The organism is Sphingopyxis sp. Geo25 (assembly GCF_949769135.1).
GTDB lineage: Bacteria > Pseudomonadota > Alphaproteobacteria > Sphingomonadales > Sphingomonadaceae > Sphingopyxis.
The window spans coordinates 15,497-30,870 of record NZ_CATKOZ010000004.1 but is presented as its reverse complement, the minus strand read 5'-3'; the positions used below and the strand labels follow the sequence as shown (position 1 = coordinate 30,870).

The 15,374-nt window shown below is 64.7% G+C and carries 15 protein-coding genes; 10 read left to right on the top strand and 5 right to left on the bottom strand.

Annotated elements, in window-relative coordinates; all coding sequences use genetic code 11:
• Window positions 1-174: 174 nt before the first annotated feature.
• Window positions 175-507, bottom strand: a complete 333-nt coding sequence (locus QOL68_RS12435) for a hypothetical protein (RefSeq protein ID WP_282949682.1) — start codon at window positions 505-507, stop codon at window positions 175-177.
• Between QOL68_RS12435 and ettA the strand changes: the two genes are divergently transcribed.
• The 3 genes from ettA to QOL68_RS12420 all read left to right on the top strand — a co-directional run bounded on the left by ettA (window position 496) and on the right by QOL68_RS12420 (window position 3,061).
• The gene (ettA, locus tag QOL68_RS12430) at window positions 496-2,175 is read left to right on the top strand and encodes an energy-dependent translational throttle protein EttA (protein ID WP_058456740.1); all 1,680 of its coding nucleotides are present in this window, start codon (window positions 496-498) and stop codon (window positions 2,173-2,175) included. The two genes, QOL68_RS12435 and ettA, sit on opposite strands and share 12 nt — an antisense overlap.
• 59 nt (window positions 2,176-2,234) lie before the next feature.
• Complete coding sequence (locus QOL68_RS12425; protein WP_282949683.1) at window positions 2,235-2,639, top strand: PaaI family thioesterase; 405 nt, start codon at window positions 2,235-2,237, stop codon at window positions 2,637-2,639.
• 74 nt (window positions 2,640-2,713) lie between these two features.
• The gene (locus QOL68_RS12420; protein ID WP_282949684.1) at window positions 2,714-3,061 is read left to right on the top strand and encodes a hypothetical protein; all 348 of its coding nucleotides are present in this window, start codon (window positions 2,714-2,716) and stop codon (window positions 3,059-3,061) included.
• Between the two features lie 472 nt (window positions 3,062-3,533).
• Here QOL68_RS12420 and QOL68_RS12415 read toward each other — a convergent pair whose 3' ends face one another.
• Both QOL68_RS12415 and QOL68_RS12410 read right to left on the bottom strand, forming a co-directional pair.
• A complete protein-coding gene (locus QOL68_RS12415) occupies window positions 3,534-4,112 on the bottom strand; it encodes a DUF2846 domain-containing protein (protein WP_282949685.1) in 579 nt (192 codons plus the stop codon).
• A 22-nt stretch (window positions 4,113-4,134) separates the two neighbouring features.
• Complete coding sequence (locus QOL68_RS12410; RefSeq protein ID WP_282949686.1) at window positions 4,135-4,773, bottom strand: carbonic anhydrase; 639 nt, start codon at window positions 4,771-4,773, stop codon at window positions 4,135-4,137.
• A gap of 62 nt (window positions 4,774-4,835) precedes the next feature.
• On the opposite strand from QOL68_RS12410, the gene lipA reads away from it, so the two are divergent.
• Together lipA and QOL68_RS12400 are read left to right on the top strand one after the other, a co-directional pair.
• Window positions 4,836-5,780, top strand: a complete 945-nt coding sequence (lipA, locus tag QOL68_RS12405; protein ID WP_349252330.1) for a lipoyl synthase — start codon at window positions 4,836-4,838, stop codon at window positions 5,778-5,780.
• Complete coding sequence (locus QOL68_RS12400) at window positions 5,781-6,260, top strand: type II toxin-antitoxin system RatA family toxin (protein ID WP_058455894.1); 480 nt, start codon at window positions 5,781-5,783, stop codon at window positions 6,258-6,260.
• On the opposite strand, the gene QOL68_RS12395 is transcribed toward QOL68_RS12400, so the two are convergent.
• Together QOL68_RS12395 and QOL68_RS12390 are read right to left on the bottom strand one after the other, a co-directional pair.
• Complete coding sequence (locus QOL68_RS12395; protein WP_058455893.1) at window positions 6,203-6,760, bottom strand: CinA family protein; 558 nt, start codon at window positions 6,758-6,760, stop codon at window positions 6,203-6,205. The two genes, QOL68_RS12400 and QOL68_RS12395, sit on opposite strands and share 58 nt — an antisense overlap.
• Window positions 6,761-6,762: 2 nt before the next feature.
• Entirely contained in the window at window positions 6,763-7,938 is a 1,176-nt protein-coding gene (locus tag QOL68_RS12390; RefSeq protein WP_282949687.1) for a bifunctional 2-C-methyl-D-erythritol 4-phosphate cytidylyltransferase/2-C-methyl-D-erythritol 2,4-cyclodiphosphate synthase, read from the bottom strand.
• A 96-nt stretch (window positions 7,939-8,034) separates the two neighbouring features.
• Here QOL68_RS12390 and dusB point away from each other — a divergent pair, with 96 nt between their 5' ends.
• From dusB to ntrX, 5 genes are all read left to right on the top strand, one after another.
• Window positions 8,035-9,033 (top strand): tRNA dihydrouridine synthase DusB, encoded by a 999-nt coding sequence (dusB, locus tag QOL68_RS12385; protein WP_282949688.1) that lies wholly within the window; start codon window positions 8,035-8,037, stop codon window positions 9,031-9,033.
• Window positions 9,030-10,124: a two-component system sensor histidine kinase NtrB gene (locus tag QOL68_RS12380; RefSeq protein WP_058455890.1), complete on the top strand. Its 1,095-nt coding sequence runs from the start codon at window positions 9,030-9,032 to the stop codon at window positions 10,122-10,124. Before dusB ends, QOL68_RS12380 begins: the two co-directional genes overlap by 4 nt.
• Complete coding sequence (gene ntrC / locus QOL68_RS12375; protein WP_282949689.1) at window positions 10,121-11,536, top strand: nitrogen regulation protein NR(I); 1,416 nt, start codon at window positions 10,121-10,123, stop codon at window positions 11,534-11,536. The genes QOL68_RS12380 and ntrC overlap by 4 nt, the downstream gene beginning before the upstream one ends.
• An 86-nt stretch (window positions 11,537-11,622) precedes the next feature.
• Window positions 11,623-13,914, top strand: coding sequence for a sensor histidine kinase (locus QOL68_RS12370; protein WP_282949690.1), 2,292 nt, complete (start codon window positions 11,623-11,625; stop codon window positions 13,912-13,914).
• The gene (gene ntrX / locus QOL68_RS12365; RefSeq protein WP_058455887.1) at window positions 13,904-15,283 is read left to right on the top strand and encodes a nitrogen assimilation response regulator NtrX; all 1,380 of its coding nucleotides are present in this window, start codon (window positions 13,904-13,906) and stop codon (window positions 15,281-15,283) included. The genes QOL68_RS12370 and ntrX overlap by 11 nt, the downstream gene beginning before the upstream one ends.
• Window positions 15,284-15,374: the final 91 nt, after the last annotated feature.

Below are 15,374 nucleotides of genomic sequence, written 5' to 3'. Positions count from 1 at the left end.
AACGGCGATAGCAGCAAACTTCTTCATGATGTGTGGGCTCCCTAAAATGCCTTTCCGCGCTGGGGAAACTTTCCCGTCCCGCGAGCGGCGGGATTTAGCCGTTCCGCGTGAATCGTCAACAAAAATAATTGAGATGGTCGGGGCGGGCGGAATTCTGTCATTTGGCGGAAACAATCACGGCAACTCGCCTTCCTCGCCGGTGGCGAGAATCGCCAGAGTCGCGGCCCAGACCACGACATTCCGCCGCAATTGAGCGGAATCGAGCTTGTCGGGCGTGTCGTCGGGCGCTTGGTGGATGTCGAAACAACGCGTGCCATCGCAGGCCAGGTCGACCGCAGGAACGCCTGCCGCGAGCAGTGCGCCGACGTTGGTCCCGCCGCCGGCGGGCGGCTTCGCGCGCGCAAGCGTCGATTGCCAACCGCGCGCCCATTCGCTAACCGGCGCCCAACTCTCCCGGCCGCACGACCGCGGCCCAGCCTCTACCGGAGCATATCCATGGCCGCCCAATATAGTTTCGTGATGAAGGGTCTGACCAAGACCTATCCCGGCGCGCAGAAGCCGACGCTCAACAACCTGAGCCTGCAATTCTATCCCGATGCCAAGATCGGTATCGTCGGCCCGAACGGCACGGGTAAATCGACGCTGATGAAGATCATGGCCGGCATCGACAAGGATTTCACCGGCGAAGCATGGCCGGGCGAGGGGATTACCGTCGGCTATCTGGCGCAGGAGCCGCAGCTCGACCCGACGAAGACGGTCAAGGAAAATGTCATGGACGGCGTCCGCCCCGTCGCCGACATGATGGACCGCTTCAACGAGATCAGCGCGCTGATGGCCGATCCGCCCGCGGACGCCGATTTTGACGCGCTCATGGAAGAGATGGGGACGCTGCAGGAAAAGATCGACGCGGTCGACGGTTGGACGCTCGACAACCAGCTCGAAATCGCGATGGAAGCGCTTCGCTGCCCGCCGGGCGACTGGAGCGTCGAGAATCTCTCGGGCGGTGAGAAGCGCCGGATCGCGCTGACCCGCCTGCTGCTCGAGAAGCCGTCGATCCTGCTGCTCGACGAACCGACGAACCATTTGGACGCCGAAAGCGTCGCCTGGCTCGAAAAGCACCTCGTCGACTATCCGGGCAACGTCATCCTCGTCACCCACGACCGTTATTTCCTCGACAATGTGGTGAACTGGATCCTCGAACTCGATCGCGGCCGTTACTTTGTCTACGAAGGCAATTATTCGACCTACCTCGACAAGAAGGGCAAGCGCCTCGAACAGGAAGCGCGCGAGGACCAGGGCCGCCAGAAGGCGATCCGCGACGAGCTCGAATGGATCCGGCAATCGCCGAAGGCGCGCCAAGCCAAGTCGAAGGCGCGTATCAAAAGCTTCGACCAGCTCGTCGAGGCGCAGGAAAAGCGTACTCCCGGCAAGGCGCAGATCGTCATCCAGATTCCCGAACGCCTTGGCGGCAAGGTGATCGAGGTCGCCGGCATCTCGAAGGCCTATGGCGACAAGCTGCTGTTCGAGGATCTGTCCTTCACCTTGCCGCCGGGCGGCATCGTCGGCGTCATCGGGCCCAACGGCGCGGGCAAGTCGACCCTGTTCAAGCTGATCACCGGGCAGGAAACCCCCGACAGCGGCAGCGTCACAATCGGCGACACCGTGCGTCTCGGCTATGTCGACCAGAGCCGCGACGCGCTCGACCCGAACAAGAATGTCTGGGAGGAAATTTCGGGCGGCCACGAACTGATGAACATCGGCAAGCACGAGATGCAGACGCGTGCCTATGTCGGGGCGTTCAACTTCAAGGGCGTCGACCAGCAGAAAAAGGTCGGCCAGCTGTCGGGCGGCGAACGCAATCGCGTCCATCTCGCCAAGATGCTCAAGGAGGGGGGCAACGTCCTCCTGCTCGACGAACCGACCAACGACCTCGACACCGAAACCCTCGCCGCGCTCGAGGAGGCGCTGGAGAATTTCGCGGGCTGCGCGGTGGTGATCAGCCACGACCGCTTCTTCCTCGACCGCCTCGCGACGCACATCCTGGCGTTCGAGGGCAACAGCCATGTCGAATGGTTCGAAGGCAACTTCGAGGCTTATGAGGAGGACAAGATCCGCCGCCTCGGCGACGAAGCGACGCGTCCGCACGCGACGACCTATAAGAAGCTGACGCGCTGACCGGTATGGCGGAGGACGCGGCACCGGTGTCGGCGCCCATATCGTCTGGCGCGATCCGCATGGATGCGGACGCGCTCAACGCCTTCATCGCGGACGCCTTCCCGCATTCGAAGCCCGGCTCGCGCGGCCATGTCGTCCTGGCCGAACCCGGCCATATCCGCGCACGGATCGACCCCAATGATCAGGCGCTGCGTCCCGGCGGGCTGATCTCCGGCCCGACGCAGATGGGTTTCGCCGATATGGCGGCCTATGCCCTCGTCCTCGCGCACATCGGCCCCGTCGCGATGGCGGTGACGAGCGCGCTCAACTACCAGTTTCTGCGGCCCTGCCGACCCGGCCCGCTGTTCGCCGACGCGCACATGCTCCGCCTCGGCAGACGGCTGGCGGTGATGGATGTCCGCATCTGGACCGATGACGCCGACAAGCCGGTCGGGCAGGCCAATGTGACCTACGCGATCCCGTGAGGGGCGAAGTGATTGGTACCGATGACCGCTAACGACCGATTGCAGTCGTTCAGAGATGATGCGACACTATCTAAATGCGGAGCCGGATATTATTTGGGCTAACGGCCCTTTGCCTTCTGGCCGCCTGTGCGCCGTCAAATGAAATCAAAGCTCAAAGCTATGGCGCCGATGAGGTCACAATGAAGCTCCATTTCTTCGAAGGCGACAACGATTTCTGGGCAATCACGATTGACGAAGCTGGCACGAACCTCCCTAGCAAGCATGGCCCATGGCAGTTTCGAAAATCCGTGTCGGTTCGCGAACTAAAGACAAATCGCGGCATGGATGAGCGGGCTTTGAAAGAAGTTCAAACGCGTGGCTTCTCCCTCACGCAAATAGCCGTGACGTTTGAGCCGAGCACGACCGTCCCGACGCGCAAATGAGAGCATGGCAGCAAACGACCGGAACTAGCCGTCGCCCCCGCGAAGGCGGGGGCCGCAGTCGGTTTACGCTGCGGCGCAGGAAAAGGCCGATGGCGGCCCCCGCCTTCGCGGGGGCGACGATTATTGGTAACGACCGCTCCCCACCCCAATTTAGACACCCCCTCTTCGTCATCCCGGACTTGATCCGGGATCCAGCGCGGCGTTGAAGTCGTGGACCCCGGATCAAGTCCGGGGTGACGAATGTCTGGAAACCACCCCAAAACGGACGCGCCTTCAAATAGCCTTTTCCTACATTATCCGGCTGTGCCAGCCTTCGGCCGACTCATTCATTTTCGCGCTTGATTGCAGGTGCGGCCACGGCGCGGTGGGCCGGGCGCTGGCAGTCTAAGGGAGGGCGAAGTAGCGCCGCACAGGGCTGAACTTTACTGAACTTTGGATCGTCGCGCTGCCTTCGCCCGTGCACGTCAAGGCGTCAGGCGGGCGCCACCTCCCACAGGATCAGCGCGGTCGCGTTGACATTCTCGCGCGCTTTCGCCGCGTCGAGGCGGGTCAGCTTCACGCTGCCCTTGAGCGCCCCCATCTCGATCATCGCGTCGATAACAACCACGCCGCCCGCGCCGATTTCGACATCCATCTCGGCCGCATTGGCGAGCTTCGCCTTCGCGGTCCCGACCTGGATGCGATGCGTGCCGGGTTCGACATCGGCCATCAACATCTGCCCCGACTTGATCTGGCCCGTCGCCGTGCCGTCCAGCGTGACGTTCATCCCCTGCAGCGCGGCGACGAAGCCGCGGCGGGTGATGTAGATGCGGCCCTTGCCTTCGGGCGCGCGCATTGCGCGGGCTTCGGCCAGCGCAGCGGTATCGCCCTTCTTGCCGCTCTTGTTGCTCGACAGCGCCCAAATGCAGAAGACGATCACGCCGATGAGGAGGAGGGGGGCGAGGATCAGCATCGTCGTCTCGCCGAGCAGGCTACCGAGCGACGGCCCCAGAAAGGCTCCGACAATCGCGGCTGCGAAAATGATCGTCAGCCACATCGCATTCTTGCTCATCGCGTCCTCCCTGTTTGTGCCCTCAGGCTGGCGCAAAATCTCCCGTCGCGTCGTCCATCACATGCAGCACGCCGTCGCTGATCGCGAAGAAGGCGCCGCGCAGTTTCAAGGTTCCGCGCTTTTCCTTCTCCTGGATACAGGGGAAAGTGCGCAGATTGGCTATGCTCACGCGCACAGCGGCCATTTCCATCGCACGTCCTGCCTCGCGATTGTCGATGTCGGGATGTGCGGCGCGAACCTCGGCACCCGCGTCGTCCAGCATCGCAATCCAGTCGGCGATGAAGCCGCCGCGACCGGGCTCTGCCCCTTCCATTGAGCGGTGAAGCGCCGCGTGGCAGCCGCCGCAGAGGCCGTGACCCATCACGACGATTTCCTCGACCTTCAGAAACTGCACCGCGAATTCGAGCGCGGCCGAGACGCCGTGGCGGCCCGGCGTCGTCTCGAACGGGGGGACCAGCGCGGCAACGTTGCGCACGACGAAGATTTCGCCCGGATTCGTGTCGAAAATCTGCGAGGGCTCGACGCGGCTGTCGGAGCAGGCGATCACCATCACCTTGGGCGATTGCCCCTCGGCCAGTTCGTCCCAGCGGTCGCGCTGCTGCTGCCAGCCGCCGTTACGGAAACGACGATATCCTTCGATCATGTCTGCAAAGTGAGTCATGTCCGCCCCTTAGCATAGGTAGAGAGGTTGAGAAGAGGCGCGCGCACGACTATGTGGGCGCCATGAACGCTCCTGCATCTACTCCCAGCCAGCGTGCGCGCAAGCCCGACTGGATCCGCGTCAAGGCTCCGACCAGCCCCGGCTATGCCGAAACGCGCAAGCTGATGCGCGAACTCAACCTCCACACGGTGTGCGAGGAAGCGGCGTGCCCGAACATCGGCGAGTGCTGGACCAAGAAGCATGCGACGGTGATGATCCTCGGCGACACCTGCACGCGCGCCTGCGCCTTCTGCAACGTCAAGACCGGAATGCCGCGTCCCGTCGATCTGCTCGAACCAGAGCATACGGCTGCGGCGGCAGCGAAGATGGGACTGACGCACATCGTCATCACCTCGGTCGACCGCGACGACCTGCCCGACGGCGGCGCCAGCCAGTTCGTGAAGGTGATCGAGGCGCTGCGCCGCGAAACTCCGCAGACGACGATCGAAATCCTGACCCCCGATTTCCGCAACAAGCCCGAAAGCGCGGTCGCGGCGATCATCGACGCGCGTCCCGACGTCTATAACCATAATCTGGAAACGGTGCCGCGGCTCTATCCGACGATCCGTCCCGGCGCGCGCTATTATGCGTCGCTGCGACTGCTCGAAAGCGTCAAGCGCCGCGATCCGTCGATCTTCACCAAGTCGGGCATCATGCTCGGGCTTGGCGAGGAGCGGATGGAGGTCCACCAGGTGATGGACGATATGCGCAGCGCCGATATCGATTTCATGACGATGGGCCAGTATCTCCAGCCGACGCCGAAACATGCGAAGGTCGCCGAATTCGTGACGCCCAAGGCGTTCGATGCCTATGCGCAGATCGCCCGTGCCAAGGGCTTCCTGCAGGTCGCCTCATCGCCGCTGACACGGTCGAGCTATCATGCCGGCGACGATTTCGAGCGGATGCGCGCGGCGCGCGAGGAACAGCTCGCGCGCGATGCCCGGCCGGGACGGGTTGGGGCGGACTGATTGCCGCGGCACCACGAGACGCGCGAACTGCCGCACAGCGCTGAACAGATGTTCGCGCTGGTGACGGATATTGCGCGCTATCCCGAATTCCTGCCGTGGGTTATCGCGCTGCGCGTCCGCAGCGACAGCGAACATGAATCGGTGGCCGACATGATCGTCGGCTTCAAGGGGCTGCGCGAAAGCTTCTCGTGCCGCGTCCACAAGGAACGGCCGCGGACCGTGACTGTCAGCTATATCGACGGCCCGATGCGCCATCTGGAGAATGAATGGCATTTCGCGCCGCTCGAAAACGGCGGCTGCCGCGTCGATTTCATGGTCGATTTCTCGTTCCGCAGCCGCGTCTTCGAAACGCTCGCCGGGCAGATGTTCGACAAGGCGCTGCGCAAGATGATCGCCGCGTTTGAAACGCGCGCGGGCGAACTCTATGGCGCCGGAAGCGCGATATCCTCCGACGGTCGCAGCGCGTCCCTTTCGGGCTGAAGCAGGTCGAGGGCGAAGAGAGTCGCGGCCTGGCGGATCGCGGCGCGGTCGGTCGCTTCGAACTGAACACGCTGGGTGAAATAATCGTCGGGATCCTGGCCGCGCAGCGCGCGCGCGAAGACGACAAGGCCGACTGGCTTGCGTTCCGACCCGCCGCCGGGGCCGGCGATTCCGGTGATCGCCACCGCGACATCGGCGTCGCTGTTCGCGAGCGCGCCGGCGGCCATCGCCCATGCCGTCGCCAGCGCCACCTCGCCGAAGGTTTCGAGTATCTCGCTGCTGACGTCGAGCTGCTTCTGCTTCGCGTCGGCCGAATAGGTGATGAAGCCCGCCGAAAAGACGTCCGAGCTTCCGGCAATGTCGGTCAGCGCGGCGCTGACCATGCCGCCGGTGCAGCTTTCGGCGACTGCAATCCGCCTGCCCGCCGCACGGTTGGCGGCGAGGACCGCCGTGGCCAGTTGGTCGCGCTCGGCAAGGCGCGCTTCTGCGTCGAAAACCACTCTCAATTCTCCGGAAGTTCCAAGGTCGCTACGGCCTGCGCGGCGATCCCCTCGCGGCGGCCGGTGAAGCCCAGCCGCTCGGTCGTTGTGGCTTTCACACTAACGCGTTCGACCGGAATCGCAAGGATTTCGGCAATCCGTGCCCTGATGGCGGGGCGGTGCGGGCCGATTTTCGGGGCTTCGGCGATGATCGTCAGATCGACGTGCGCGATATGACCATTGCGCGCCGCGACGCGCTCGCCGGCAAAGGCAAGGAAGCGGTGCGACGCCGCGCCGCGCCATTGCGGATCGCTGGGCGGAAAGTGGTCGCCGATATCCCCGTCCGACAGGGCGCCGAGGATAGCGTCGGTGATCGCGTGAAGCGCAACGTCGGCATCGCTATGCCCTTCAAGTCCATGACTGTGCGCGATTTCTATCCCGCCGATCCACAGCGGCTTGCCTGCAACCAGGCGGTGAACGTCATAGCCCATGCCGACCGCGGTTCGCATCGTTCCCGTTCCCAAAAGTCCCGCGAGGATTACCATATCCTCGGCATATGTCAGTTTGTGAAGCCGCGGGTCGCCCGGGACGGCAGCGACGGCAATGCCGAGCCGCCGGACCAGCTGCGCATCGTCGGTCGCCGCCGCTTCGACGGCCGCGGCGTGCGCGCGTCTGAGGATGCCCAGGCGGAATGCCTGCGGCGTCTGGACGCGCGCGAGGGCGCTGCGGTCGATGACCTCTCCCGCTTCGCCATGCGCCTGTTCGACGAGTGTATCGGGAACAGGCAGGGTCGGGATCGCCGCCGCCGAGGTTTCGAGCGCCGCAAGCAGCCGGTCGATCACGTCGGTCGTCAATCCGGGGCGCGCGGCGTCGTGAACGAGGACCAGCGCCTCGTCCTCCCAATCGGCGAGGGTCTGCAAGGCATTGCCAACCGATTGCTGGCGCTCGGCGCCCGGATCGGCAGAAATCCAGCCTTTCCCGATGCCATCCACGGCCGCCATGACGTCGCCATTCGCCACCAGTACGCCCAGTGAAATCGCCGGATGCGCGTCGAATGCATCGACGCTCCAGCGCAGCACGGCCTTGCCACCGAGCAATTCGAGTTGCTTTGGATGATCGAAACCCGCGCGCGTGCCAGAGCCCCCGGCAAGCAGGATCGCCGCGACGCGCGGAACGGTGGACGGCGTGGAGTCGGTCATCAGCCGCGCCGGTTAGCGCAGCCGCGCCTTGCGGGAAAGCCGCTTAGCGTGTAGGGGCTGCTCAAATTTTAGGCAATTCAACGAAAGCTCCCCGCCATGGCGCCGCTCAGGCCCATTCAGATCGGCAATATCACCATCGCGGATCCCGTGATCCTCGCGCCGATGACGGGCGTCTCCGACCTGCCGTTCCGCAAGCTGGTCCGCTATTATGGCTCGGGGCTCAACGTCACCGAGATGATTGCCAGCCAGGCAGCGATCCGCGAGACGCGCCAGTCGATCCAGAAGGCGGCGTGGGATCCGGTCGAAGAACCGGTGTCGATGCAGCTTGTCGGCTGCACTCCCTATGAGATGGGAGAGGCGGCGAAGCTCAACGAAGACCGCGGCGCCGCGATCATCGACATCAACATGGGCTGCCCGGTGCGCAAGGTGACCAACGGCGACGCAGGGTCGGCGCTGATGCGCGACCTGAAGCTCGCGGCGGCGTTGATCGACTCCTGCGTCAGAGCGGTGTCGGCTCCGGTCACGGTCAAGATGCGCATGGGTTGGGACCATGACAGCCTCAACGCCCCCGAGCTTGCGCATATCGCCGAGGATCTCGGCGCCAAGCTGGTCACGGTCCACGGCCGCACGCGCAACCAGATGTATCGCGGCGAGGCCGACTGGGCCTTTGTCCGCAAGGTCAAGGATGCGGTGTCGATCCCGGTGATCGTCAATGGCGACATCTGCTCGCCCGACGATGCCAAGACAGCGCTGGCGCAAAGCGGCGCCGACGGCGTGATGATCGGCCGCGGCGCCTATGGTCGCCCCTGGCTGCTCGGGCAGGTGATCGCGGCGCTGCGCGGCGAGGCCGAGCGGCCCGACCCCGGCATCGACGAACAATATGAAGTGATTACATCGCATTATCGTGCGATGATCGATCACTATGGCGAAATGACCGGCGTCAATATGGCGCGCAAACATCTGGGCTGGTACGTCAAGGGGCTGCACGGCTCGGCAGAGTTTCGTAACAAGGTCAACCAGATTCCCGACAGCAAGGGCGTCCTCGCTGCGCTCGAAGCCTTTTATGGTCCATATCTGAGCAAGGCCGCTGCGTGAGCGCGCTGACGTCGAGCATCCCGACGTTCGACCATGACGAGATCATCCAGTCGCACCCGATCGCCACGCTGCTGATCGACAAGGGCGGAGTGATCCTGTTCGTCAACGCCGCCGCCGAGCAACTCTGCAATATCGGCCGCGCCGCGATGGTCGGGCGCGTCGTCTATGACGTCATCGGAATGGATCGCAGCTATCGCCAGCGGATGAACGACCCCGCGACCTCGGCGCTGTTCGCACACCGCGCGGAAATCTCGCTCGGCGGGCGCAAATCGGCGTTCGTCGACATGCAGATGGTGCCCTATGGTCGCAGCGGCCACCGCATCCTGACGCTTGTGCCCTCGCAGAGCGATGCCGAGCTGATGGGCGGTGCGATCGGACGGTCGGGCCGCGCGGCGGGGGCCGCGGCGTCGATGCTGGCGCACGAGATCAAGAACCCGCTCGCAGGGATCAAGGGCGCGGCGCAGCTTCTGGCGCGCAAGACCGACGCCAGCGGCGAGCGCTTCACGACGCTCATCTGCGCCGAAGTTGACCGGATTACCACCCTGATCGACCAGATGGAGCATTTCTCGCGCGGCCAGCCGATCGCTTGTGCGCCGCTCAATCTGTATCAGCCGATCCACCAGGCGATCGAAACCGCACGTGCACGGCAGTTTCCGGGCATTCGCTTTGCCGAGGATTTCGACCCCTCGCTGCCGCTCGTCCATGGCAATCATGACGCGGTCGTGCAGATATTGCTCAACCTGATCACCAATGGCTGCGAGGCGCTCGGCGGGCGCGACGACGGCGTGGTACGCGTCGCGACGGCATTCCGCCACGGCCTGTCGATCGACAATGGCGACGGCCGCGGCCGCATCGCGTTGCCGATCGAGGTCAGCGTAAGCGACAATGGCCCCGGCGTGCCCGCCGACATCCGCGGCGACCTGTTCGATCCCTTTGTGACCACGAAGCGCGAGGGCAGGGGGCTTGGCCTCGCGCTCGTCGCCAAGCTGGCGCGCGACATGGGCGGCACCGTCCAGCACATGCGCGACGGTGAATGGACTCGCTTCCGCGTCCACCTGCCGGCCGTGCCCAAGAAAGGCCGCGGCGAATGATCGGCAAGACGATCCTGCTCGTCGAGGATGATCCCGCGATCGCGCTGATCATCCGCGAGACGCTGACCGGCGAGTGCGGTACGTTCGCGTCTGTCGGCAGTGTCGGCGAACGCAACGCGTGGCTTGCCGACAATCGGCCCGATCTGATCATCACCGATGTCGTGCTGCCCGATGGCGACGGCATCGACTCGCTTCCCGGTGCCGGGGTCGATCCAGAGACGCCGGTGATCGTGCTGTCGGCGCAGAATACCCTCGATACCGCGGTGCGCGCGACGGGGATCGGCAGCTATGATTATCTGCCCAAGCCCTTTGACCTCGAAGAACTGACCGCAAGCGTCCGCGCGGCGCTCGAACGCAGCAACCAGCCGGCGGCGAAGGTCGATCCGGGGCAAGCCGACAGCCATGGTCTCGTCGGCCGCGCGCCGTCGATGCAGGCGGTCTATCGGACGATCGCGCGGCTCGCGACGAACGATCTTGCGGTGCTGATCCTCGGTGAATCGGGGACGGGCAAGGAAGTCGTCGCGCGCGCCATCCATGCGACGGGGCTGCGCCGCGCCGGTCCCTTTGTTGCCATCAACATGGCGGCGATCCCGCGCGAGCTGATCGAGGCCGAACTGTTCGGCCATGAAAAGGGAGCGTTCACCGGCGCGCACAGCCGCAACGCCGGCCGTTTCGAACAGGCAGCGGGAGGCACGCTCTTCCTCGACGAGATCGGCGACATGCCGCTCGAGGCGCAGACGCGGCTGCTGCGCGTGCTCCAGAGCAATGAATATTCGACCGTCGGCGGCAGCCAGGCGCTGCGCGCCGACGTGCGCGTCATCGCCGCGACGCACCGCGACATGCGGACGCTCGTCGCCGATGGCCGCTTCCGCGAGGATCTTTTCTACCGGCTCAATGTCATTCCCGTGACCTTGCCGCCGCTGCGCGACCGGCGGAGCGATATCGCGGCGCTGGTGCGCCACTTCGTCGATGCCGGGCGCCATTCGGGGCTCCCCGACCGCCAGTTTGCGCCAGAGGCCATGCAATTGCTCGAACGGCACGACTGGCCGGGTAACGTCCGCGAGCTGGGCAACGTCGTCCAGCGGCTGGCAGTGCTGTCGCGCGATACGACGGTGACCCAGCGCGACGTCGAATCGGTGCTCCACGACAGCGGCGAGGGCGCGATGCCCGCCGACCCCGTCGACCTGATCGCGCGTGCGGTCGACGACTGGGCGCGCGAGCAGCTGGCCGCCGCGGATCATGACGGCGAGATTCACGAGCGGCTGGAGGCGATCGTCGAGGCGGCACTGATTCGCCGGACGCTGCGCGAAGTGCGCGGAAACCAGCTCGAAGCCGCTCGCCGGCTGGGAATTAATCGCAATACGTTGCGCAAGCGGCTGGGCCAGCTCGATATCGATCCCGCACAACCCTGACGATCTGATCGGCCGGAGCCGGTAATCGATCGCCGAGCGCACTTTGTGTGTTTTCTATGCAACAGCTTTGTCGTAACAAGGCAACAATGGAGCCCGCCGCTTCCCCCCTTCAAGCAAGTGAACTACCCGCCGCGGACGCCAGTTCGCGCGGTTGGCACTTTGCCGCGCCCGAATATTACACGCTGGCGGTGATCGTCAGCGTCGCAATCGCGACTTATATCTTCGTTACCGGCGACGCGCAGAGCGAGAGGCTGCTGACCCCGGGGCTGGTCGCGGCGATCATGGTCGTCAATCTGGTTCCGGCGATGGCGCTGATCGTCCTCGTCGGCAGTCGCGTCGCCCGCGCGCGCGCCGAGCGATCGATGGCGGGCGGCAATGGACGGCTGCACGTCCGGCTGGTCGCCCTCTTCTCGCTCATCGCAGCGGCCCCGACGCTGCTGGTGGTGATCTTCGCGTCGCTGCTCTTCCAATATGGCGTCGATTTCTGGTTCTCCGATCGATCGCGCGGCATGTTCGAAAATGCCGCGGGCCTCGCGCAAGGCTATTATCAGGAAAACCAGCGCGAAGTCGGCGCGAACACCATCGCAATGTCCAAGGATATCGGGGCGTTCCTGCAGCGGGTTCCGATCGACGATCCGGCCTTCTCCAACTATTATCTGCAGCAGGTCGTCGTCCGGAACCTCAATGAATCGGCGATAATTGAGATCGGTGCCGATGGCGTTGCCCGCACGCCGGCGATGATCGACCCGGACAACCGCGCGGCCGAAAGCCGTATCTCGCCCTCGATGGTCGAACGCCTCGATCGCGGGCAGGATGTCGTCGTCGTCCGGCGATCGGACCGGATCGAGGCGGCGACGCGCTTGCCAGGGACGCGGCGCGCCTATCTCTATGCCTCGCGCGACGCCAATGTGCTGGGTTTCCAGCAGTCAGAACGCGCGCGGACCGTCCTCGCCGATTACAACGGGCTGTTCCAGCGCTCGCAGCAATTGCAGCTTCAGTTCAACGGCGCGCTTTATCTTGGATCGCTGCTGCTTCTCGCGCTCGCGGTGATCGCCGCGATCGTCGTTGCCGACCGCATCGTGCGCCCGCTCGGTACCTTGATCGGGGCGACGCGGACCGCGGCGGGCGGCGATCTGTCGGTGCGCGTGACGCCGCCGGCGCGCGACGACGAAATCGCGGTGCTCACGCGCGCGTTCAACCGGATGACCGAACAGCTCGAGGGGCAGACGGGGGCACTCGTCAGCGTCAACGAACAACTCGAAACGCGCCGCAGCTTCATCGAGGCGGTGCTGTCGGGCGTCTCGTCGGCAGTCGTCTCGGTCGATGCCGAACACCGCATCCTGCTCGCCAACTCAGCCGCCGAGCATCTGATCGGGCAGAGCGCCGGGGAATTGACCGGCCAGCCCCTCGCCGATGTCGCGCCGGAACTCGCGCGGCTGCTGACCAGCGAAGAGCATGAGGCGATCGTGCAACTGGCGCGGCGCGACGCGGAGCCGGCGACGCTTGCGGCAAAGGCGGTGGCGCAGGGCGACGGCTATGTGCTGAGTTTCGAGGATATCACGCAGCAATTGCTCGACCAGCGCCGCGCGGCCTGGTCCGACGTCGCGCGCCGGATCGCGCACGAGATCAAGAATCCGCTGACCCCGATCCAGCTTGCGGCCGAGCGGCTCCAGCGGCGGTTCGGCGCGAAGGTCGAAGGCGACGAGGCGACCTTCCGCCGCCTGACCGACACGATCATCCGTCAGGTTCACGACATGCGCCGCATGGTCGACGAATTTTCGAGCTTCGCGCGCATGCCCAAACCGACCTTCGGCGTCGAGGATGTTCGCGATATCCTGCGCCAGGCGGTGTTCCTGTTCGAGGTTGCGAAGCCCGATATCCAGTTCAGCGTGAAGACCCCGAACGAGATCGAACCGCTGGTGTGCGACCGCCGGCTGTTGTCGCAAGCCCTTACCAATATCGTCAAAAACGCTGTGGAAGCGATTGAAGAAAATTCGAAAGATTCAGAATCTCCTCCAATCGGCCATATCCTCGCCGAGCTGGACATCGGGCGCGACGATGCCATTGTCATCCGCATTTCCGACGACGGAATCGGATTGCCGGAGGCACGCGACGCGATCGCCGAACCCTATATGACGACGCGGCAGGGCGGCACCGGGCTCGGTCTCGCGATCGTGAAGAAGATCGTCGAGCAGCATTATGGCGAGCTCGATTTCTGCGACAATCCGGCGGGGCAGGGGACGTGCGTAACGCTGACGCTGCACCCCGACCGGCTGCGACCGCTCGCGGGTAAGGGCGGCGACTTGGTGACAGGGCAGATTGAATCGGTTCCGGGGCGGATCCGGAACCGGCAAGGCAAAGAAGAATATGGCGCTTGATATACTGATCGTCGACGACGAGCGTGACATCTGCGAACTGGTGGCCGGCGTCATGGAGGACGAGGGCTATGAGGCGCGCACCGCGTCCGACAGCGACGCCGCGCTGGAGGCGATCCGCCAGCGCAGGCCTTCGCTCGCGCTGATCGACGTATGGCTGCAAGGATCGCGTCTCGACGGGCTGGGGCTGGTCGAGGCGATCAAGGCGTTCGATCCGACGTTGCCGATCATCGTCATATCGGGGCACGGCGGGCTCGACACCGCGGTCGCGGCGATCCGCCGCGGGGCGTTCGATTTCATCGAAAAGCCGTTCGAGGCCGAGCGGCTGCTGCATCTCGTCGCGCGCGCGACCGAGAGCGAGCGGTTGAAATTCGAGTATGAGCAACTTCGCGAAAAGGCCGGCCCCGCCGACGAACTGACCGGAACCAGCGCTGCGATCAACAATGTCCGCGCGACACTGAAGCGCGTTGCCGGCACTGGTAGCCGCGTGCTCATCACGGGTGCGCCGGGGGTAGGGAAGGAGGTTGCCGCGCGCGTCCTTCATGGCTGGAGCGGACGGCAGAATGCACCCTTCCGGGTCATTTCGTCGGCGCGAATGGACCCCGAGACCGTCGAGACGGAGCTGTTCGGTTCGGAAGCCGAGGACGGCTCGATCCGTGTCGGCCTGCTCGAACAGGCGCATGGTGGAACGTTGTTCCTCGACGAGGTCGCGGACATGCCGCTGACGACGCAGGGCAAGGTTCTGCGCGTCCTGACCGACCAGAGCTTCACCCGCGTCGGCGGGCGCACGATGATCCGCGTCGACGTCCGCATCATCTCGGGCTCGGCGCGCGACCTCAAGACCGAGATCGCGGAGAGCCGGTTTCGCGAGGATCTTTATTACCGGCTAAACGTCGTGCCGGTGCACATTCCGCCGCTGCGCGAACGGCGTGACGATATCGCCAGTCTCTGCGACCATTTCGTCCGGCGCTATGCCGCCGACCGCCGTGCGCCGCCGCCCGAAATCAGCGCCGAAGCAATGGCTGCACTGCAAGCCCACGATTGGCCGGGAAATGTCCGCGAACTGCGCAACGTGATCGAACGTGTGATGATCCTCGCGCCGAGTGACCGGCTGGGCCGGATCGACGCGGACATGCTGCCCTCCGAGCTGGTTCGCGGCGGCACCGACATATTGCCCGGCAGCGAATCGATCACCGCCATTCCGCTCAAGGAAGCACGCGAGAATTTCGAGCGCGAATATCTGCGCATCCAGATCAACCGTTTTTCGGGCAATATCTCGCGCACCGCGACCTTCATCGGCATGGAGCGGTCGGCGCTGCACCGCAAACTGAAGCTGTTGGGATTGACCGATAATCCCGAAGGCGAGGGGTAACGGCTTTGCGCTAGACCTGCGGCAAGCTTTGCCGCATATTGCCCCCTGCGATGAAGGCTAGAATGCCGGAAAACCGGCGCCGCACCCGCGG

Bases quoted from the DNA above. Each gene is read 5' to 3' on its own strand.
- ettA (WP_058456740.1), top strand. From the start codon at position 496: ATGGCCGCCCAATATAGTTTCGTGATGAAGGGTCTGACCAAGACCTAT.
- QOL68_RS12425 (WP_282949683.1), top strand. From the start codon at position 2,235: ATGGATGCGGACGCGCTCAACGCCTTCATCGCGGACGCCTTCCCGCAT.
- QOL68_RS12420 (WP_282949684.1), top strand. From the start codon at position 2,714: ATGCGGAGCCGGATATTATTTGGGCTAACGGCCCTTTGCCTTCTGGCC.
- QOL68_RS12415 (WP_282949685.1), bottom strand. From the start codon at position 4,112: ATGAGCAAGAATGCGATGTGGCTGACGATCATTTTCGCAGCCGCGATT.
- QOL68_RS12410 (WP_282949686.1), bottom strand. From the start codon at position 4,773: ATGACTCACTTTGCAGACATGATCGAAGGATATCGTCGTTTCCGTAAC.
- lipA (WP_349252330.1), top strand. From the start codon at position 4,836: ATGAACGCTCCTGCATCTACTCCCAGCCAGCGTGCGCGCAAGCCCGAC.
- QOL68_RS12390 (WP_282949687.1), bottom strand. From the start codon at position 7,938: ATGACCGACTCCACGCCGTCCACCGTTCCGCGCGTCGCGGCGATCCTG.
- dusB (WP_282949688.1), top strand. From the start codon at position 8,035: ATGGCGCCGCTCAGGCCCATTCAGATCGGCAATATCACCATCGCGGAT.
- ntrC (WP_282949689.1), top strand. From the start codon at position 10,121: ATGATCGGCAAGACGATCCTGCTCGTCGAGGATGATCCCGCGATCGCG.
- QOL68_RS12370 (WP_282949690.1), top strand. From the start codon at position 11,623: ATGGAGCCCGCCGCTTCCCCCCTTCAAGCAAGTGAACTACCCGCCGCG.
- ntrX (WP_058455887.1), top strand. From the start codon at position 13,904: ATGGCGCTTGATATACTGATCGTCGACGACGAGCGTGACATCTGCGAA.